This is a genomic window from Pseudonocardia sp. EV170527-09, assembly GCF_008369905.1.
GTDB lineage: Bacteria > Actinomycetota > Actinomycetes > Mycobacteriales > Pseudonocardiaceae > Pseudonocardia.
This window is the reverse complement of sequence record NZ_VRMC01000103.1, coordinates 1-19,568: the sequence shown is the minus strand read 5'-3', so window position 1 is coordinate 19,568 and position 19,568 is coordinate 1. Positions and strand designations below refer to the sequence as shown.

At 73.2% G+C, this 19,568-nt stretch carries 18 protein-coding genes and 1 pseudogene; 10 read left to right on the top strand and 9 right to left on the bottom strand.

Going from position 1 to position 19,568, the window contains the following annotated elements:
- A partial coding sequence (locus FVA95_RS24145) for a leucine zipper domain-containing protein (RefSeq protein ID WP_149662471.1) occupies positions 1-174 on the bottom strand: 174 nt, incomplete at its 3' end.
- A 199-nt stretch (positions 175-373) separates the two neighbouring features.
- On the opposite strand from FVA95_RS24145, the gene FVA95_RS24140 reads away from it, so the two are divergent.
- Positions 374-1,744: a diguanylate cyclase gene (locus FVA95_RS24140; protein ID WP_149666193.1), complete on the top strand. Its 1,371-nt coding sequence runs from the start codon at positions 374-376 to the stop codon at positions 1,742-1,744.
- Between the two features lie 49 nt (positions 1,745-1,793).
- Here FVA95_RS24140 and FVA95_RS24135 read toward each other — a convergent pair whose 3' ends face one another.
- From FVA95_RS24135 to FVA95_RS24120, 5 genes are all read right to left on the bottom strand, one after another.
- Positions 1,794-2,234 (bottom strand): GGDEF domain-containing protein, encoded by a 441-nt coding sequence (locus tag FVA95_RS24135; protein ID WP_161992416.1) that lies wholly within the window; start codon positions 2,232-2,234, stop codon positions 1,794-1,796.
- Positions 2,228-3,124, bottom strand: coding sequence for a hypothetical protein (locus FVA95_RS30995; protein WP_161992415.1), 897 nt, complete (start codon positions 3,122-3,124; stop codon positions 2,228-2,230). Before FVA95_RS30995 ends, FVA95_RS24135 begins: the two co-directional genes overlap by 7 nt.
- A complete protein-coding gene (locus FVA95_RS24130; protein ID WP_149666192.1) occupies positions 3,121-3,309 on the bottom strand; it encodes a hypothetical protein in 189 nt (62 codons plus the stop codon). The genes FVA95_RS30995 and FVA95_RS24130 overlap by 4 nt, the downstream gene beginning before the upstream one ends.
- A gap of 286 nt (positions 3,310-3,595) precedes the next feature.
- Positions 3,596-4,192: a histidine phosphatase family protein gene (locus tag FVA95_RS24125; protein ID WP_149666191.1), complete on the bottom strand. Its 597-nt coding sequence runs from the start codon at positions 4,190-4,192 to the stop codon at positions 3,596-3,598.
- A 4-nt stretch (positions 4,193-4,196) separates the two neighbouring features.
- Positions 4,197-4,622 carry an HIT family protein gene (locus FVA95_RS24120; RefSeq protein WP_149666190.1) on the bottom strand — a complete coding sequence of 142 codons (426 nt, stop codon included), beginning with the start codon at positions 4,620-4,622 and terminating at the stop codon, positions 4,197-4,199.
- A 79-nt stretch (positions 4,623-4,701) separates the two neighbouring features.
- Here FVA95_RS24120 and FVA95_RS24115 point away from each other — a divergent pair, with 79 nt between their 5' ends.
- From FVA95_RS24115 to treY, 3 genes are all read left to right on the top strand, one after another.
- Entirely contained in the window at positions 4,702-5,169 is a 468-nt protein-coding gene (locus FVA95_RS24115) for a PPOX class F420-dependent oxidoreductase (RefSeq protein WP_149666189.1), read from the top strand.
- A 170-nt stretch (positions 5,170-5,339) separates the two neighbouring features.
- The gene (gene glgX / locus FVA95_RS24110) at positions 5,340-7,508 is read left to right on the top strand and encodes a glycogen debranching protein GlgX (RefSeq protein ID WP_149666188.1); all 2,169 of its coding nucleotides are present in this window, start codon (positions 5,340-5,342) and stop codon (positions 7,506-7,508) included.
- Positions 7,509-7,511: 3 nt separating this feature from the next.
- Positions 7,512-9,878, top strand: a complete 2,367-nt coding sequence (treY, locus tag FVA95_RS24105) for a malto-oligosyltrehalose synthase (protein ID WP_149666187.1) — start codon at positions 7,512-7,514, stop codon at positions 9,876-9,878.
- A 58-nt stretch (positions 9,879-9,936) separates the two neighbouring features.
- On the opposite strand, the gene FVA95_RS24100 is transcribed toward treY, so the two are convergent.
- The gene (locus FVA95_RS24100) at positions 9,937-10,449 is read right to left on the bottom strand and encodes a DUF5709 domain-containing protein (protein WP_149666186.1); all 513 of its coding nucleotides are present in this window, start codon (positions 10,447-10,449) and stop codon (positions 9,937-9,939) included.
- A gap of 83 nt (positions 10,450-10,532) precedes the next feature.
- Here FVA95_RS24100 and treZ point away from each other — a divergent pair, with 83 nt between their 5' ends.
- The 5 genes from treZ (at position 10,533) to FVA95_RS24075 (ending at position 16,736) form a co-directional block, all read left to right on the top strand.
- Positions 10,533-12,278 carry a malto-oligosyltrehalose trehalohydrolase gene (gene treZ, locus FVA95_RS24095; RefSeq protein ID WP_149666185.1) on the top strand — a complete coding sequence of 582 codons (1,746 nt, stop codon included), beginning with the start codon at positions 10,533-10,535 and terminating at the stop codon, positions 12,276-12,278.
- A gap of 147 nt (positions 12,279-12,425) precedes the next feature.
- Positions 12,426-13,388 carry a carbohydrate ABC transporter permease gene (locus tag FVA95_RS24090; RefSeq protein WP_149666184.1) on the top strand — a complete coding sequence of 321 codons (963 nt, stop codon included), beginning with the start codon at positions 12,426-12,428 and terminating at the stop codon, positions 13,386-13,388.
- The gene (locus tag FVA95_RS24085; RefSeq protein ID WP_149666183.1) at positions 13,385-14,260 is read left to right on the top strand and encodes a carbohydrate ABC transporter permease; all 876 of its coding nucleotides are present in this window, start codon (positions 13,385-13,387) and stop codon (positions 14,258-14,260) included. Before FVA95_RS24090 ends, FVA95_RS24085 begins: the two co-directional genes overlap by 4 nt.
- A gap of 49 nt (positions 14,261-14,309) precedes the next feature.
- Positions 14,310-15,641 (top strand): ABC transporter substrate-binding protein, encoded by a 1,332-nt coding sequence (locus FVA95_RS24080; protein WP_149666182.1) that lies wholly within the window; start codon positions 14,310-14,312, stop codon positions 15,639-15,641.
- 15 nt (positions 15,642-15,656) lie between these two features.
- Positions 15,657-16,736: an ABC transporter ATP-binding protein gene (locus FVA95_RS24075; protein WP_149666181.1), complete on the top strand. Its 1,080-nt coding sequence runs from the start codon at positions 15,657-15,659 to the stop codon at positions 16,734-16,736.
- 231 nt (positions 16,737-16,967) lie between these two features.
- Here the strand turns inward: FVA95_RS24075 and FVA95_RS24070 are convergent, their stop codons facing one another.
- Positions 16,968-17,960 carry a malate dehydrogenase gene (locus FVA95_RS24070; protein ID WP_149666180.1) on the bottom strand — a complete coding sequence of 331 codons (993 nt, stop codon included), beginning with the start codon at positions 17,958-17,960 and terminating at the stop codon, positions 16,968-16,970.
- Positions 17,961-18,019: 59 nt separating this feature from the next.
- On the opposite strand from FVA95_RS24070, the pseudogene FVA95_RS24065 reads away from it, so the two are divergent.
- A pseudogene (locus tag FVA95_RS24065) lies at positions 18,020-19,300 on the top strand (DUF418 domain-containing protein).
- A gap of 98 nt (positions 19,301-19,398) precedes the next feature.
- On the opposite strand, the gene FVA95_RS24055 reads toward FVA95_RS24065, so the two are convergent.
- A partial coding sequence (locus FVA95_RS24055) for an integrase core domain-containing protein (RefSeq protein ID WP_149662779.1) occupies positions 19,399-19,568 on the bottom strand: 170 nt, incomplete at its 5' end.

Sequence of the window (19,568 nt, the reverse complement as noted above, 5' to 3'; positions counted from 1 at the left end):
GTCGGCCATCCCCGCCGGCCCCTCGGCCCGGTAGCGGTCGGACCACTTCTTGGCGGTCCGCGCGGAGACCATGAACATTGTCGCGGCCGCGGTGTGGGTCCAGCCGTGCTCGACGACGAGTTGAGCGAGCCGCAGCCGGGCGCGCGGGGTCAGAGCGGCGTTAGCGTGGGACACGAAGGCCTCCGGTGGGTGAAGCGGTTCCTAGACAGCTCCACTTCACAACCGGAGGCCTTCGTCTGTCAGCCAGACTCACCGCCCCCGGACGGGACAACCTCCCTGGACATCACAGCTAGGATCACGCCGCGGCGGCATCCCGTTCGCCGCAGCGGACGGGCAGGATCGGGTGGTACGACGCCGGCCGAGGGAGGGACGCATGGCCCCGGAACCGGTCCGGTTGCACCAGGTCACCCGCTGGCCGATCTGGTCCATCCCGGGTCGGCTGCTCGGCCCGGTCCTCGCCGTGGAGCTGCTGGCGGTCTGCCTGGTCCTCGCCGGGCTGCTGCACCCGCCCCGGCTCGACCGTCCGACGCTGGTGCTGCTCGTCACCCTGACCGTGGCCGGGATCCTGCACACCGAGGTCGTGGCCGGCATCGAGCGCGTCCGGCGCTACACCGCCGAGACCCACCACGTGAACCTGACCTCGGTCTGGACCGTCGCCTCGGCCCTGCTGCTGCCACCGGTCCTGGGTGCGTTCGTGGTGGTGGTCGTCTACACCCACCTCTACGTCCGGGTGCTGCGGCCGGTGCCGCCCCCGGACCGCAGGCCGGTCTACCGCGAGGTCTACAGCACCGCGACGGTGATCCTCTCCGTGCACGCCGCGGCCGGGGTGCTCGCCGCGACCCGGCCCGGTGAGCTCTACGGCAGCCTGCCCGACGTCGTCGCGCTGCTGCTCGCGCTGCTGACCTACACCGTCGTCAGCACCTGCCTGGTGCTCGGTGTGGTCGCGGTGGCCAGCCCGGACACCCGGGTGGTGCGGATCCTGTTCGGCGGCGACGAGCTCACCCTGGAGCTCGCGACCCTCTGCCTGGGGGCGCTCACGGCGGGGGCGCTGGCTGCGAGCGGCCCGTTCGTCGCGCTGCTCGCGGTGCCGCCCATCCTCGCGCTGCACCGCACGATCCTGGTCCGCAAGCTGCGCGAACGCGCCGACACCGACTCCAAGACCGGGCTGCTCAACCACGCGGCCTGGCACCTGCGCGGCACCCACGAGCTGACCATCGCCGAACGCGAACGGCGGCCGGCGGCGCTGCTGATCCTCGATCTGGACCACTTCAAGGAGATCAACGACACCCACGGCCACCTCTACGGTGACCAGGTCCTCGCCGCCACCGCCCGGGTGCTGCGCGAGGTGCTGCGCGACCACGACCTCGTCGGCCGGTTCGGCGGGGAGGAGTTCGTCGTGCTGCTCCCCCGGCTGTCCGGGCACGACGGGCGCGAGGAGGTCCGGCAGATCGCCGAGCGCCTGCGCAGGCGGATCGCGGGCGAGTCCGACCCGGTGGCGCAGGTGGACGGGGTCCCCGCCCAGCGGCTGCCCGCACCGCCCCCGGACGCCCCCGAGACCGACGGCCGTCCGTCCCGGACCGGGATCACCGTCTCGATCGGCGGGGCGCTGTTCCCCGACGACGGCCACGCCCTGACCGGTCTGCTCGAGGTCGCGGACTCCGCCCTCTACGCCGCCAAGCGTGCCGGGCGCGACGCCGTGCGGATCGGGCGGCACACCTTCCCGGCCGAGCCCGAGCACGCCTGACCCCTCCCGTCCTGCCGCCACCGCGGCACCGGGGCCCCACCGCCGGGGCTCAGTGGCCGGGGACGCTCCCGTCGCGTCCGATCCGGACCTGGTCGCGTCCGGCACGCTTGGCGGCGTAGAGGGCATGGTCGGCGACCTGCAGCAGGTCGTCGAGGGACTCGCCGTCGCCGCCGGTCACCGCGACCCCGACCGACACCGACAGGTCGCGGATGGTGATGCCGCCGCCCGGGGCGTCGACGTGCACCGTCAGCGACCGGATGGTCCGCCGGATGCGCTCGGCCGCGCCGTGGGCGAGCGCGCACCCCTCCGGCCCCACCGGCAGCCCGGCGAGGAGGACGACGAACTCCTCCCCGCCGAAGCGCCCGACCGGGTCGACCTCGCGAACCTGGGCCTTCAGCGTCGCGGCGACGGCGGTGAGCACCTCGTCGCCGGCGAGGTGGCCGTAGCCGTCGTTGACGGCCTTGAAATGGTCCAGATCGAGGATCAGCACCGCGACGGCACCGCGCTGGCACCGCGCTGGCGCCGGGCCCGGGTGAGCGCCCGGTGCGCCCGGCCCCGCCACGCGACCGCGGTGAGCAGGTTGGTCTTGGCGTCGGTGTTCGCCCGCTCCTCCAGCTGCCGGATCAGCACCGCCCGGTGCAGCACCAGCAGCGGCGGGAGGACCAGCAGCGCGAGCAGCACATGGCGCTGCACCGCGAGCGCGGCCAGCACCGCCAGGCAGAGCGTCGCGCCCTCGAGCACGTGGTCGTCCCAGTCCCCCATCAGACGTCGCCAGTCGGGACGATGTGGCGAGGTCAGGGCCAGAGCGGTCGCGACGAGGACCTGGTTGACCAGCCCGTAGACCGCCATGGCCAGCAGCAGCGACAGGTAGCCGACCACCTGGCTCGCACCGCCGAGCCCCGCCGCCGCGGTGAGCGAGTCGGACGAGACGATGACCGAGGCGGCCATTGCGGCGAGCACGACGGTCGCGGTGGTGTAGACGTGCCGGTACAGCTTCGCCCCGGCCGGGCGCCAGACCCGCCACCACAGGTGGCCGTAGACCGCGACGACCACCAGGCCCGCCACCCCCGGCGGCAGCAGCAACGCGGCCGCGAAGGTCCAGACCGTCGACAGGTCGAAGTAGGTGACCTGCGCTCCGCGTCGGCGCACCCGGTCGATACCGGATGCCATCTCGGTGTGCAGCGCGCCGAGTGCGGCGAGACCGAGGGCGCCCAGCGCCAGCATGCCGGTGGCGCGGTCCCACGGCAGCCGCACCACGTCGGTCACGACGAGCACCACCGCGGTGAGCTCCACCGGCACCAGCACGGCGAGCACCCGGGCCGGCAGCCCGCGCGAGGGCCAGCGGGGCCGTTCGGCGTCCTCACCCCGGATCGCGGTCACCGATGCCTGCCCGAACGGAGTGGGCCGATCGTCTCGTCGCGACCGCCGAGGCCGAGCACGCGCAGCGCGCGGACGTCCCCGCGGACGTCGCGGACCGAGAAGGCGTCACGCGCGACGGCAGGGCCGGCGGGAGCATGGACGCGACGCTCGTCGTCCCGCGTCCCGGAGCCTCCGCGCTCGGCCATCGGCGTGAGGTCCCTTCGGAGTCCGTGGGTGGCCCGTGCCGGGATCCGGCACCCGCCCTGGACGGGGCCCCACGACCTCGGCATCGTCGTCGGGCGGAGACGCAGCCGAGCGTAGGTACAGCCCGCCCGCTCGGCGTCCTGGATCACCCGTCCGAAGCCGGGCGGCGCAACGACGGCGGCGAACGGCGTACGAGCGGAGGCGCTGGTCCACCGCGTGCACCGCCGTCCACGGCAAACGGTCGACGGCAAGCGGTCGACGACCGTTGCGCAACGGTCGGCGGTGGAGTCAGAGCAGGTCCGCGACGTGGGCGGTCTCGTTCACCGTCGCGACCTTGCGCATCCCGTCGCGTGCGCACACCACCCGTGAGACGCCGACGTAGTCCAGGGGGAACGGCAGGTCCCGTCCGATCCCCAGGACCTCGGCGAGGTAGGCGTTGACCACGCCCGCGTGGGCGACGACGACCACCGTCGCCCGGCCCGGGTGTGCCGCGACGACGTCCTCGACCCCGGCACGCACCCGGGCCCGGAACGCGGCGCCGTCGACGTGGTCGGGCAGGTGCCCGGCCCGCATCCGCGCCCATGCCGCCGGGTCGGCCTGCGCCATCCGGGCGACCGGGACGTAGAGCGAGCGTTCCGCGTCGTACTCGCGCAGGTCGGACCGGGTGTGCGGAGTGAGGCCGCGCTCGCGCGCGAGCGGCTCCGCGGTCTGGACCGCCCGGAGCATCGTGCTGGTGTACAGCGCGTCGACCGGGGTGCCGGCCAGCGCGTCGACCAGCCGGGCGGCCTGCTCCCGGCCCTGCGGCGCGAGGCCCGGGTCGGCGTGCGTGCCGTCGTCGTGCTCGACGGCCTCGGGCAGCGCGTGCCGGACGAGCAGCAGGTGCACCCGCTCAGCCCGGGACGTGCGCGTCGTGTCCGGCGGCCCGCAGCGCCGCGCGCAGGGCCTCGGCGTGCCCGTCCTGCTCGGTGCCGTCGACGGTGGCGGCCGCGTTCGCGAAGTCGAAGGCCCGCATGTCCCACGCCGGGAACACGTGGACGTGCAGGTGGGGCACCTCGAACCCGGCGACCAGCAGACCCACCCGGGGCGGCGACCAGATCTCCCGCACCGCGAGCCCGACGGTCCGGGCCACCCCGGTGAGGTGGGCGACGAGGCCGGCGTCGGCGTCGACCCACTGGTCGATCTCCGCGCGCGGCACGACGAGGGTGTGCCCCGGGCCGAGCGGGTTGATCGACAGGAACCCCACGCACTGCTCGTCGGCCCAGACGAACCGGCCCGGGATCTCGCCGCTGATGATCTTCGTGAAGACGGTGGCCACGGATCCGGACCCTAGTGGCCCGCGGCGCGGGGTGAGGAACGGCGGGCGCGGGGCCCCCGGCCGCCCTAGGATTCCGGACATGCCCCGCACCATCGCCCGCAGTGACCGCGTCGACCGGGACGAGCTGCTCGAGTTCGTCCGTCCCCGGCACCACATGGTGCTGATGACCACCCGTTCCGACGGCGGTGTGCAGGCCTCCCCGGTCACCGGCGGCGTCGACGACGAGGGGCGCATCGTGATCTCCACCTACCCCGAGCGCGCCAAGTCGGCCAACGTCGCGAAGGCCGGCAGGGCCACGGTCGTCGTGCTGAGCGAGGAGTTCGACGGCGCCTGGGTGCAGGTCGAGGGCGACGCCGAGCTCATCACGCTGCCCGACGCGCTCGAGCCGCTGGTCGACTACTTCCGCGCCGTCTCCGGCGAGCACCCGGACTGGGACGAGTACCGCCGGGCCATGGCCGACCAGGGGAAGGCCCTGATCCGCATCACCCCGACCCGGTGGAGCCCTATCGCCACCGGCGGCTTCCCCGCCCGGCTCGCCGACTCCTGACCGCCCCTGGGACGATCGACCGCCCCCGTCCGCAGCAGCTGCGGACGTGACGGTGATGTGGCGTGGGCCGCCGGCGGCCCCGTCCACCATGCGGCAACGGAGCCCGCCCTACACAGTGTGAGCGTGCCAGCGGCCTGCGGCCGGGGGTACGCGACGAGAGGACACAGACCATGCAGGCCTGGCCCGGGCACGCCTATCCGCTGGGTGCCAGCTACGACGGCACCGGCACCAACTTCGCACTGTTCTCCGAGGTCGCCGACGCCGTGGAGCTGTGCCTGTTCTCCCCCGACCCGGGCGCGCCCGGCGGACTCGCCGAGACCCGGGTCCCGCTGACCGAGGTCGACGGCTTCGTCTGGCACGGCTACCTGCCCGGCATCGAGCCCGGCCAGCGCTACGGCTACCGCGTGCACGGTCCCTACGACCCGGCCCAGGGTCTGCGGTGCAACCCGAACAAGCTGGTCATCGACCCCTACGCCAAGGCCCTCGACGGCCCGGTCGACTGGGACGAGGCCGTGTTCGGCTACAACTTCGGCGACCCGGACTCGCGCAACGACACCGACTCCGCGCCGCACGTGCCGAAGTCGGTCGTCGTCAACCCGTTCTTCGACTGGGGCTCGGACCGCCCGCCGAAGATCCCCTACAACGAGACCGTCGTCTACGAGGCGCACGTCAAGGGACTGACGATCCAGCACCCGGACGTCGAGGAGGAGCTGCGCGGCACCTACTCCGGTGTGGCGCACCCGGCGATGATCGAGCACTACAAGCGGCTCGGGATCACCGCCGTCGAGCTCATGCCGGTGCACGAGTTCGTGCAGGACCACCACCTCACCGAGAAGGGCCTGTCGAACTACTGGGGCTACAACACCATCGGCTTCCTGGCCCCGCACCACGCGTACTCGTCGGGCTCGATCCGGTCCGGCGCCCAGGTCGCGGAGTTCAAGGCGATGGTGCGCGACCTGCACGACGCCGGCATCGAGGTCATCCTCGACGTGGTCTACAACCACACCGCCGAGGGCTCGGACATGGGCCCGACGCTGTCCATGCGCGGCATCGACAACCACGCCTACTACCGGCTGGTCGACGACGACCCCCGCTACTACATGGACTACACGGGCACCGGGAACTCCCTCAACGTCCGCAACCCGCACACCCTGCAGCTGATCATGGACTCGCTGCGGTACTGGGTGACCGAGATGCACGTCGACGGCTTCCGCTTCGACCTGGCCTCCACCCTGGCCCGCGAGTTCTACGACGTCGACCGGCTGTCGACCTTCTTCGACCTCGTCCAGCAGGACCCGGTGATCTCGCAGGTCAAGCTGATCGCCGAGCCGTGGGACGTCGGCCCCGGCGGCTACCAGGTCGGCAACTTCCCCCCGCTGTGGACCGAGTGGAACGGCAAGTACCGCGACACCGTGCGCGACTTCTGGCGCGGTGAGGCGGGCACCCTGGGCGAGTTCGCGTCCCGGATCACCGGCAGCTCGGACCTCTACCAGGCCGACGGCCGCCGCCCGTTCGCCTCGATCAACTTCGTGACCGCGCACGACGGGTTCACCCTGGCCGACCTCGTCTCGTACAACGAGAAGCACAACGAGGCCAACGGCGAGGGCGGCAACGACGGCGAGAGCCACAACCGGTCCTGGAACTGCGGCGTCGAGGGTCCCACCGACGACGAGACCATCGTCGAGCTGCGGGCCCGCCAGCAGCGCAACTTCCTGGCGACGCTGCTGCTGTCCCAGGGCACCCCGATGCTGCTGCACGGCGACGAGGCCGGACGCACCCAGGGCGGCAACAACAACGTCTACTGCCAGGACAACGAGATCGCCTGGCAGGACTGGGAGCTCGCGGGCAAGCACGACGAGCTGACCACCTTCACCGCCGGCGTCGCCGCGCTGCGGCACGCCCACCCGGTGTTCCGCCGGCGTCGGTTCTTCGCCGGCCGCCCGATCGGCCGGTCCTCCACCAGCGAGGACGTCGCCGACATCGGCTGGTTCACCCCCGCCGGGCGGGAGATGACCGAGGAGGACTGGGACAACGACCTGGGCCGCTCGGTGGTCGTGTTCCTCAACGGCAGCCAGATCGCCGACGTCGACCAGCGCGGCCAGCGGATCGTCGACGACTCGTTCCTGCTGTGCTTCAACTCCTTCTGGGAGGACATCGACACCACGCTCCCGCCCACCGAGTTCGGGCAGGCGTGGGAGATCGTCGTCGACACCCACTCGGGCGAGGTGCACCCGCCGAACGCCAACGGCGTCACGGGGACCGACCTCGACCCGGTGTCCGCGGGCTCGGTGCTGACCCTGCCCGCCCGTTCCCTGCTCGTCCTGCGATCGAAGGGCTGAGGCGTGACCCGCCTTCCGGGATCGACCTACCGGCTGCAGCTCTCGGCGGAGCAGACCTTCGCCGACGCCGCCGCGCTGACCGGCTACCTGGACCGGCTGGGGGTCGGGGCGCTCTACGCCTCACCCCTGCTGGAGTCCACGGCCGGGTCCACCCACGGCTACGACGTGACCGACCCGACCCGGGTGTCGGGTGAGCGCGGCGGCGAGCAGGGGCTGCGGTCACTGCTCGCGACGCTGCGCGAACACGGCCTGACGATGCTGATCGACATCGTGCCCAACCACGTCGGCGTCGCGAAGCCCGCCGAGAACCCGTGGTGGTGGGACGTGCTCACGCACGGACCGTCCTCGCGCTGGGCCCGGCACTTCGACGTCGACTGGGGCGCCGGGCCGATCCTGCTCCCTGTGCTGGACGCCGACGAGGAGAAGGCCCTGGCGGAGCTGTCGGTCCTCGACGGGGAGCTGCGCTACTACGAGCACCGCTTCCCGCTCGCGCCCGGCACCGGCGAGGGCACCCCGCAGGAGGTGCACGACCGCCAGCACTACCGGCTCGTGTCCTGGCGCCGCGGCGCCGCGGAGCTGACCTACCGGCGGTTCTTCGACGTCAGCGACCTCGCCGCGGTCCGGGTCGAGGACCCGGAGGTCTTCGCCGACACCCACCGCACCGTCCTCGACATCGTGCGCTCCGACGACACCGTCGTCGGGCTGCGGGTGGACCACCCCGACGGCCTGTCCGACCCGGGCGGCTACGCCCGCCGGCTGCGCGCCGAGCTCGGCCCCGGCAAATGGCTGCTGGTGGAGAAGATCCTGGGCGTCGGCGAGGAGCTGCCGATCTCCTGGCCGGTCGACGGCACCACCGGCTACGAGGCGCTGCGCGAGGTCTGCGGGGTGCTCGTCGACCCCGACGGCGCCGGGCTGCTCACCCAGTTCGCCGCCGAGCACACCGGGGAGAAGCGCTCCGCGCACGCCGTCGAGGACGACGGCCGCCACCTCGTCGTGCGGGAGATCCTGGTCGCGGAGGTGCGCCGGATCGCCGACGCCTTCCGCGCGGGCCCCGGCGCCGACTCCGGCACCACCGGGCTCGACCTCGCCGACGTCGCCGCCGAGGACCTGCACGACGCGGTCGCCGAGCTGCTGTGCGGGTTCCCGGTGTACCGCTCCTACCTCACCCCCGAGATCGCCGAGGGCCGGGCGGCCGCCGACACCGCGGTCACGGTGGCCCGCACCCGTCGTCCCGACCTGGCCGCGGTGCTGGGTGCGCTGCACGCCGGGCTGGTCCACGAGCCGGGGTCGGAGTACGCGACCCGGCTGCAGCAGACCTCGGGGATGGTCACAGCCAAGGGTGTCGAGGACACCGCCTTCTACCGGTACAACCGGTTCGTCGCGCTGAACGAGGTCGGCGGCGACCCGGCGCGGTTCGGGGTGACACCCGAGGAGTTCCACGCCGGGCTCGCCCGCCGCGAAGCGGGACGCTCGCGCACCATGACCTCGCTGTCCACGCACGACACCAAGCGGTCGGAGGACGTGCGGGCCCGGCTGGCCGTGCTGTCCGAGCGCCCGGCGGACTGGGCGGCGCGGGTCCGTGAGTGGTCGGTGCGCCACCCGCTGCCCGACCGGTCGCTGGAGCTGTTGGCCTGGCAGTCGCTGGTCGGGGCGTGGCCGATCCCGGCCGAGCGGCTCGCCGGCTACCTCGGCAAGGCCTCCAAGGAGGCCAAGCTGGTGACCTCGCACATCGACGCCGTCGCCGAGGTCGACGAGGCGATCGCGGCCTGGCCGGAGCAGGTTCTCGCCGACGCCGAGCTCGTCGCCGAGATCGAGGCGTTCGTCGCGGAGATCGCCGAGCCCGGCTGGTCGAACTCGCTGGCCCAGAAGCTGCTGCAGATGGCCGGCCCGGGTGTGCCCGACGTCTACCAGGGCACCGAGCTGTTCGAGTACTCGCTGGTCGACCCGGACAACCGGCGCCCGGTCGACTGGGACGCCCGCCGGGCGCTCCTGGAGCGTCTCGACGCCGGCGAGCAGCCACCGGTCGACGCGACCGGTGCCGCGAAGCTGCTGGTCACCTCGGCGACGGCGCGGCTGCGGCGGTTCCGCCCGGAGCTGTTCAGCGGGTACGGCCGGGTCGACGCCCAGGGCACGGCGGCGGAGCACGCCGTCGCGTTCTCCCGTGGCGGGGGCGCGCTCGTCGCCGTCGCGACCCGGCTGCCCGAGGGCCTGGCCGCCCGCGGCGGCTGGGACGACACCCGGCTGCCGCTGCCCGGCGGGTTCGACGACTGGCACGACATGATCGCGAACCGGCCGGTGGACGGACCGGCGCCCGCGCTGGCCGACCTGCTCTCGCGCTACCCGGTCGCGCTGCTGGTCCGCCCGGCCTGACCCGCGGCCACCGTGCCCCGGCCGCCGTCGGCGACCGGGGCACGCGTGTGTCCGGGACTCAGGGCTCGTCGACGAGGTGCACCGCGGCCTCCTCGGCCGAGGCGCCCGCACCGTCGATGCCGGCGTCGCCCGCCACCAGGTCCTTCTCCCCACCGTCGCTGCCGTCGAAGCTCGCGGCGTCGATGGTGAGGCGCCCGGCGCGGCGGTCGCCGACCTCGTCGTCGGCGAGCAGCTCGCCGTCGGTGCCCGGGGCGTCGCCGAGCAGCCCACCGGTGGCGTCGTCGACGTCGGAGAAGTCCTCGCGGGAGTCCGGGTCGCCGACCACACCGGCGGCGCGGGCGTCGTCGCGGTCCTCCGCGTCGGCGGTCGCGTCGATCTCGGCGGCCCAGGTGTCGGGCTCCTCGTCGGCGAGGCGCTCGTCGAGGGTCTCGTCGTCACGGTCGTTCCAGGGCCGCTCGGGCGGCGAGTACCCCTCGTCGAGCACGTCGGCCACGCCGCCGTACTCCAGGGTGTCCTCGGGCTGGAGCTGCGCGTCCTGGTCGAGGTCGTCGCCTCCGTCGGGGTCGCTCATCAGGGCAGCCTAGCGGCGCGTGACCCGGACCACCCCCCGCCGGGCGCGCGCCGACCCCACCGGGTGCGGAAGGATCGGCCCCCGTGACGGAGTTCGCCGTATGGGCCCCCGACAGGAACCGCGTCAGCGTGCTGGTGGGTGAGCGGCGCATCCCGCTCGATCCCGCCCCGGGAGGCTGGTGGCGCGTCGAGGCGCCCGACCACGGGCACGGGACCGACTACGCGTTCCTGCTCGACGACGACGCCACACCGCTGCCCGACCCCCGGTCCGCCTGGCAGCCGAAGGGGGTGCACGAGCGCTCCCGCGTCTACGAGCACGACGCGTTCTGGTGGACCGACGAGAACTGGACGGGCCGCGCGCTGGCCGGGTCGGTGCTCTACGAGTGCCACATCGGCACCTTCACCGACGGCGGGACGTTCGACTCCGCGATCGACCGGCTCGACCACCTGGTCTCGCTCGGGATCGACCTGGTCGAGGTGCTGCCGGTCAACGCCGTCGACGGGCCGGTGAACTGGGGCTACGACGGCGTCGGCTGGTACGCCGTCACCGAGAACTACGGCGGGCCGGACGCGTTCAAACGCTTCGTCGACGCCTGCCACGCCCGCGGTCTGGGCGTGGTCCTCGACGTCGTCTACAACCACCTCGGCCCGTCCGGGGCCTACCTGGACCGGTTCGGCCCGTACTTCGCCGGCTCCAACATCTGGGGCCCGTCGCTGAACCTCGACGGGGCGGGCTCCGACGAGGTCCGCCGCTACATGATCGAGAACGCGCTGATGTGGCTGCGCGACTTCCACGTCGACGGGCTGCGGATCGACGCCGTACACGCGCTGCGCGACACCCGGGCCCAGCACGTGCTGGAGCAGCTCGCCGTCGAGGTGACCGCGCTGGAGGCGCACGTCGGCCGCCCGCTGTCGCTGATCGCCGAGTCCGACCTGAACGACCCCCGGATGATCACCGCCCGGGAGGGCGGCGGGTACGGCCTCGACGCCCAGTGGGCCGACGACGTCCACCACTGCCTGCACACGGTGCTCACCGGCGAGAGCCAGGGCTACTACGGCGACTTCGCCGAAGCGGGCCTGGACGGGCTCGCACACGTGCTCACCCGCGGGTTCCTGCACGAGGGCACCTGGTCGTCGTTCCGCAGGCGCAGCCACGGCGCCCCGATCGACACCGCCCGGATCCCCGGCTCGCGGCTGGTCACCTACCTGCAGAACCACGACCAGATCGGCAACCGCGCCACCGGCGACCGGCTCACCCACACGCTGTCGCCCGGCCTGCTGGCCTGCGGGGCGGCGCTGCTGTTCACCTCCGGGTTCACCCCGATGCTGTTCATGGGCGAGGAGTGGGGCGCGCGGACGCCGTGGCAGTTCTTCTCCCGCTTCGGCGACCCGGCCCTGCAGAAGGCCGTCCGCGACGGCCGGCGCGCCGAGTTCGCCGACCACGGCTGGGACGACGCCGCCGAGGTGCCCGACCCGAACGCCGAGTCGACCTTCATCGACTCCCGGCTGGACTGGTCCGAGCCCGAGCAGGAGCCGCACGCGACCCTGCTGCGGATGCACCGCGAGCTCATCGCACTGCGCCGGGCCTGGCCGGAGCTGTCCGACCCGTGGCTGGACCGGATCGGCGTCGACGTCCACGAGCAGGCGCGCACCCTCGTCGTCGTCCGCGGGCGGATGCGGGTGGTGGTCAACCTCGGGCCGGAGCCGGTGACGCTGTCGCTCGGATCGGAGATCACCCGCATCCTGCTCGCCTCCGAGCCGACGACCAGTGACGGCTCCTCGTTCACCGTTCCGGCCGAGGCCTTCGCCATCTGCCGCGTGGCGGAGTAGCGAGCCCCTGTCGCGTCACCCGTACGAGTACTGCCGTTCACCTGTTCGCCGGACACGTGACACGGCCGGGCCACACGAGACTGCGAGGGTCTGCGAGGTCGCCGACGGTGCGGCCCCGCGTTCGCCCTGCGACAGACGTGAGGTCACGTGACGTCCACTCCCACCCGGTCCGCCCCGGCGTCGACGGCGCCGGGTACGAACCCGCACCCCCCGTCACGGCGACGGCGGCGCTTCACCGCCCGGGACCGGCACGACTTCTGGGTGTTCCTCGCCCTGGTGCTGCCCAACGCGGCGCTGATCGTCGTCTTCGCCTACCGGCCGGTGATCGAGAACGTCCGGTACTCGTTGCTGAACTGGACCCTCGGGTCGCCGTCGGCGACGTTCGTGGGGCTGGGCAACTACGTCACGTTCCTGACCTCGCCGTCGTCGGCGGGGATCCTCTGGACGACGCTGGTGTTCACCGTCGTGACCGTCGGCGGGTCCATGGTGCTGGGCCTGCTGATCGCGCTGGCGCTCAACCGGCGGGTGCCGGGCACCGGTGTCGCGCGGGCCGCGGTGTTCTCCCCGTACGTCCTGTCCGGGGTCGGGGTCGGGCTGGTGTGGCTGTTCGTGTTCGACCCGTCGATCGGGGTGCTCGGCGCGGTGGTCCGGGCCTTCGGCGGGACCGCGCCGGACTTCTTCAACGACCCGTCGATGTCGCTGGCGATGATCTGCATCGTCTACGTCTGGAAGAACATGGGCTACGCCGCCGTGATCTACCTGGCGGGCCTGCAGCCGATCCCGAAGGACCTGCTGGAGGCCGCCGCACTGGACGGGGCCTCGTCGACGCGGACGTTCTTCCGGGTGGTGCTGCCCCTGCTCTCGCCGGTGACGTTCTTCCTGGTCGTCACCAGCGCGCTGAACTCCCTGCAGGCCTTCGACCTGATCCGGATCATGACCCCGCTCGGCCAGGGGACGACGACGCTGATCTACGAGGCCTACCTGCAGGCGTTCGGGGCCAGCAACCGGGCCGGTTACTCGGCGGCGGTGTCGACGGTCCTGTTCGTGGTGCTGGTGGTCTTCACGCTGGTCCAGCTGCGGTGGATGGAGCGGCGGGTGCACTACGCATGACCACCACCGCCGTGAAGCCCCGGTCTTCGCGCGCCCTGTCGCCGCGGGCCCTGTTCGAGGTCGTGACCAGCGCCTACGTGCCGCTGCTGGTGGCCGTGCTCGTCGTGCTGTTCCCGCTGCTGTGGATGACGCTGTCGTCGTTCAAGCCGCTGACCGAGATCATCACCCAGACCCCGGCGCTGCTGCCGGCCGCGCCGACGACGGAGAACTACGCCACCGTCGCCGAGCGCCTGCCGTTCGGCCGGGTGTTCCTGAACTCGGTGCTGGTCACCGTGGTCGGTGCCGTGCTCAAGGTGGCGCTGGCCGTGTTCACCGCCTACGGGCTGGTGTTCGTCCGGTTCCCGTTCAAGAACTGGATCTTCGCCGGGCTGCTGGTGACGCTGATGGTGCCGCCGCAGGTGGCCCTGCTGCCGAACTACACGCTCATCACCGCGCTCGGCGGCGCGGACACGTACTGGGGCATCATCCTGCCCGGTCTCGGGACCGCGTTCGGCACGTTCCTGCTGCGCCAGCACTTCCGCACGCTGCCACCGAGCCTGCTGGAGGCCGCGGAGCTCGACGGGGCCGGGCACTGGCGCCGGCTCACCCGGGTCGTCCTGCCGGTGTCCGCACCGACCGTCGCCACCGTCGCACTGATCACGATCGTCTACGAGTGGAACGACTACCTCTGGCCGCTGGTCATCATCTCCAGGCCGGAGATGATGACGCTGCCCGTCGGGCTCACCCTGCTGGCCAACGTGGACAACCGGGCCGCGGCCTACGGCCAGCTCATGGCCGGGTCGGTCGCGGTGATCGTGCCGGTCCTGATCGTCTTCATCGCCCTCCAGCGCCACATCATCGCCGGGCTGACCCAGGGTGCGGTCAAGGACTGAGACCGTCCCCCCGCTCCTCCTCCCCTCCCCCGAAAGGACGCCAGCTGCCATGCACCTCGACCGTCGCGGATTCCTGAAGTTCGCCGGCATCACCGGCGCCGCCGCGGCACTGGCCGCCTGCGGTGGCCCCTCCACCAGTGGCGGCGGGCCCGCCGACGCCCCGGAGGTCGACTACTCCGGTGTGCAGCCGGCGAAGGAGATCACCTGGTGGACGAACAACCCGGGCAGCTCGGAGAAGGTGTCCCGCCAGATCATCGACGCCTACCAGCGGGCCAACCCGGGCACGAAGGTCAACCTCGTGACCGCGGGCGCGAACTACGAGGAGATCGCCCAGCGCTTCCAGACCGCGCAGGCCGGCGGCGGCTCCCAGCTGCCCGACCTCGTCGTGCTCTCCGACGTCTGGTGGTTCCGCTACTACATGCAGCGCTCCATCGTGCCGATGGACCCGCTGATCGCCGCGACCGGCATCGACACCGCCGACTACCGGCAGCAGCTGATCGAGGACTACCGCTACGACGGCAAGCTCTGGGCACTGCCCTGGGCGCGTTCGACGCCGATCTTCTACTACAACAAGGCGCACTGGCAGAAGGCCGGCCTGCCCGACCGCGCGCCCGCGACCTGGGCCGAGATGGCCGAGTGGGGGCCGAGGCTGCAGGCCGCGGGCACCGGCGCGCAGAAGGCGTACCAGCTCCCCGCCCTAGCCGACTACGCCGGCTGGTCGTTCCAGAACAACCTCTGGGGCGAGGGCGGTGCGTGGTCGAACGAGTGGGACGTCACCTGTGACTCCCCCGAGGCCGTCCGGGCGATCTCGGCCCTGCAGAACGCGGTGACCTCGGGCTGGGCGGGCGTCGCCGCGACCGACGGCACCACCGACCTGGGTGCCGGGGCGGTGTCGGCGACGGTCGGCTCGACCGGTTCGCTGGTCACCGTGCTCGACGCCGCGCAGTTCGACGTGGGCGCCGGGTTCCTGCCCGCGGGCCCGGTCCCCGGCCCGGTGTGTCCGACGGGTGGCGCGGGCATCGGCATCCCGGCCGCGATCCCGCCGGAGCGTCAGCTCGCCGCGGCGGCCTTCGCGAAGTTCCTGACCAGCCCGGAGAACACGGTGCTGTTCTCCCAGGCCACCGGCTACCTGCCGATCCGCACCTCGGCGAACACCGGGCCGCTGCTCGCCCAGACCCCGCTGCGCAAGGTCGCGATCGACCAGCTCGACCGGACCCGCACCCAGGACCGGGCGCGCGCGTTCTTCCCGGGTGCCGACCAGGAGATCGCGCGGACCTGTGCCAACATCCTCAACCAGCGGGCCGACGTGCAGAGCGAGCTCACCACCCTCAAGGGCACGCTGACCCGGATCTTCGACACCGACGTGAAGCCCAACATCTGACGGCGGGACGCTGACATGGCAACGGTCACCTACGACTCGGCGACGCGGATCTACCCCGGGTCGGACACCCCCGCCGTCGACGGACTGGACCTGGAGATCGCCGACGGCGAGTTCCTCGTGCTCGTCGGGCCGTCCGGCTGCGGGAAGTCGACGTCGCTGCGGATGCTCGCGGGCCTGGAGGACGTCGACGCCGGCGCCATCCGGATCGGCGACCGCGACGTCACCGACGTCCGGCCCAAGGACCGCGACATCGCGATGGTGTTCCAGAACTACGCGCTCTACCCGCACATGACGGTCGCCGCGAACATGGGCTTCGCGCTGACCAACGCAGGCCGGCCGCGCGACGAGATCGCCCGCCGCGTCGCCGAGGCGGCGAAGATCCTCGACCTGGAGGGACTCCTGGACCGCAAGCCGCGTGCCCTGTCGGGCGGGCAGCGTCAGCGGGTCGCGATGGGCCGCGCGATCGTGCGCGAGCCCGCCGTGTTCTGCATGGACGAGCCGCTGTCCAACCTGGACGCGAAGCTGCGGGTGTCCACCCGGACCCAGATCGCCTCGCTGCAGCGGCGACTGGGTGTCACCACCGTCTACGTCACCCACGACCAGGTGGAGGCGATGACGATGGGCGACCGCGTCGCGGTGCTGTCGGGCGGGGTGCTGCAGCAGTGCGCCGCCCCGCGCGAGCTGTACGAGCGCCCGGTGAACGCCTTCGTCGCCGGGTTCGTGGGGTCACCGGCGATGAACCTGGTGACGGTACCGACCGGCACCGACGGGTCGGTGTCCCTGGGCGGGGTGCGGATCCCGGTGCCCGGCGGGTCGTCGGACACGGTCACGGTCGGCATCCGGCCGGAGGACCTGCGCCCGGCCGGGGCCGGGGACGGGCTGGAGGTGACCGTCGACGTCGTCGAGGAGCTGGGGGCCGACGCCTACGTCTACGGCACCCTCACCGAGGCCGCGGGACACGACGGCGCCGGGACGACGCTGGTGGCCCGGGTCGACGCCCGCACCCCGCCGGAGCGCGGGACCCGCCTGCGTCTGGTCCCCGGCCCGGACCGCACCCACCTGTTCGACGGCGGCACCGGCGCCCGCCTGGGCTGACCCGGCCCGGGCAGTCGCCCGCTCCCGCGCAGTGATCCGCAGCTCGCGCGGTGGTCCGCTCGGCGCGCGTGTCCGGACGCGCGCGCGGCGCGGATCACCGCGCGGATCGACGATCACCGGCGCGCCGGGTGGCCGACGCCGGGCCGGCGGACGGCCGGCGGAGACAGCTCCGGACGCACCGCGGCCCCGCACCCGTGACGGGTGCGGGGCCGCGGTCCGTGTGCGGTCGGCTCAGATGAGGCCGAGCTTGGCGACGGTGTCGCGCTCCTCGACCAGCTCCGCGACGCTCGCGTCGATCTTCCCGCGGGAGAACTCGTCGATCTCCAGGCCCTGGACGATCTTCCATGCGCCGTTCTCGGAGGTGACCGGGAACGAGGAGATGATGCCCTCGGGGACGCCGTAGGAGCCGTCCGACGGGATCGCGGCGGAGGTCCAGTCGCCGGCCGGGGTGCCGTTGACCCAGTCGTACACGTGGTCGATGGCGGCGTTCGCGGCCGACGCGGCCGAGGACGCGCCCCGGGCCTCGATGATCGCGGCGCCGCGCTTGGCGACGGTCGGGATGAAGTCGTTCTCCAGCCACTCCCGCTCGACCTGCTCGGCGGCGATCTTGCCGCCGACCTCGGCGTGGAAGAGGTCGGGGTACTGGGTGGCCGAGTGGTTGCCCCAGATGGTCAGCTTGCTGATCTCGTCGAGGCCGACGCCGAGCTTCTTCGACAGCTGCGCCAGCGCGCGGTTGTGGTCGAGGCGGGTCATCGCGGTGAACCGCTCGGCCGGGACGTCCGGCGCCGCGGCCTGGGCGATCAGGGCGTTGGTGTTGGCCGGGTTGCCGACGACCAGGACGCGCACGTCGTCCGCGGCACCGGCGTTGATCGCCTTGCCCTGCGGGCCGAAGATGCCGCCGTTGGCCTCGAGCAGGTCGCCGCGCTCCATGCCCTTGCTGCGGGGACGGGCACCGACGAGCAGCGCGACGTTGGTGCCGGAGAACGCGGCGTTCGCGTCGTCGAAGATGTTGATGCCGCGCAGCAGCGGGAAGGCGCAGTCGTCGAGCTCCATCGCGGTGCCCTCGGCGGCCTTCACGGCCTGCGGGATCTCCAGCAGGTTCAGCGTGACCGGGGTGTCGGACCCCAGCAGCTGCCCGGAGGCGATCCGGAAGAGCAGCGCGTAACCGATCTGGCCAGCGGCTCCGGTGACGGTAACGGTAACGGTAACGGGGGTAGCAGACACGCCCCGGACCCTAGCCCTGATCGCGCCTGCGTACCGCGACGGGGAGCACACCCACCGCCATGCGTGGCACGAACCACACCGCCGGTAGCGTGCGGGCGATGCGTGACGTCCCGGTGACCGGTCGTGCACCGGCGCCGGATCTGGCCCGCGGCGCGGCGCTGCTGCTGATCGCCGTCGCGAACGCGCACACCTTCGTCACCCACCGGGGCATCGGGGTGCGCACCTATCCGCTCGACCCGTCCGGCGTCGACGCCTGGCTCGCCGCGGCGCAGCTGACCCTGGTCGACGGCCGGGCCTACCCGCTGTTCGCGCTGCTGTTCGGCTACGGCATCGCCGGGCTCGCCCGCCGCGCGGCCCGCGCCGGTGCCGGGCCCGACCAGGTGCTGGCCCTGGTCCGGCGCCGGGGTGGGGCGCTGTTCGCCGTCGGCGCCGCGCACGCGGTGCTGCTGTGGCACGGGGACTTCGTCGCCGCCTACGGGCTGATCGCCGTGGTGCTCGCGCCGGTGCTGGTCCGGGGGTCGACCGCGGTGCTGGTGCTCACCGGGGTGGCCGCGACGACGCTGCTGGCGGTGCTCTACGCCCCCGTCGCGCTGACCCGGTCCGACGCGGCGTCGGCGTCGCCGTCGCTGGTCGCACCGGACGTGGTGTCCGCGGCGGTGGAGCGCTTCGGCGAGTGGCTGTTCGGCAACCTGCTGATCAGCGCGGTCGGGCTGGCGGGGGCCGCGGTCGCGGGGGTCCTCGTCGCCCGGGCCGGCTGGCTCGACGACCCGGCCCGGCACCGTCGCGCGCTGCGCCGGGTCGCCGTCCTGGGGATCGGGGCCGGGGTCGTGGGCGGCCTGCCGCTGGGGCTGGTCGCCGCGGGGGCGTGGACGCCGTCGGAGCCGGTCGCGCTCGTGGTCGGGGTGCTGCACGCGGTGACCGGCTACGCCGCGGGCGCCGGGTACGCGGCGCTGGCCGGGCTGGTCGTCGCGCGACGGACACGGTCCGCCGGAGCGGCGCCGGACGGTCCGGGGGCCGTGTACCGGTCCCCGGGCGACGCAGGACCGGTGCCGGGCGGGTAGGCGGCCCGCGCGCTGGTCGCGCTGGGGCGGCGCTCGCTGAGCGGGTACCTGGCGCAGTCGGTGGCGTTCGTGGCCCTGTTCCCGGCCTGGACGCTCGGGCTCGGCGCGGGCCTGCCTCTGTGGGCGGCGACGCTGTGCGGGGCCGGGGTGTGGCTGGTGACCGTCGTCGTCGCCGTGGTCGCCGGGCGCCGAGGCCACCGCGGCCCGGCCGAGGTGCTGCTGCGCCGGCTGACCTACGGCCGCGCCCCGGCTCCCGCACACCGCCCCGCCGGACCATGATCGCCGGGAGTGGAGCGCCGGACGCACCCCGCTGCGCTCTGCACTCCACTCCCGGCGATCATCGTGCGGCGCGGCCGGGCCCGCGGGCGGGTGGCGGTCTAGGTGTGATGTCCAGGGAGGTTGGTCAGCCTGGTGACTGGTGGCTGGCCGCCGATGGCGGAGTGAGCGCGGTGGTGATTGTAGAAGTGCAGCCAGCCGGGTAGGGCGTCGTTGCGTTGGCGGGTCGACTCATAGAGTCGGGCGTAGGCCCAGCCGTCGGCCAGGGTCC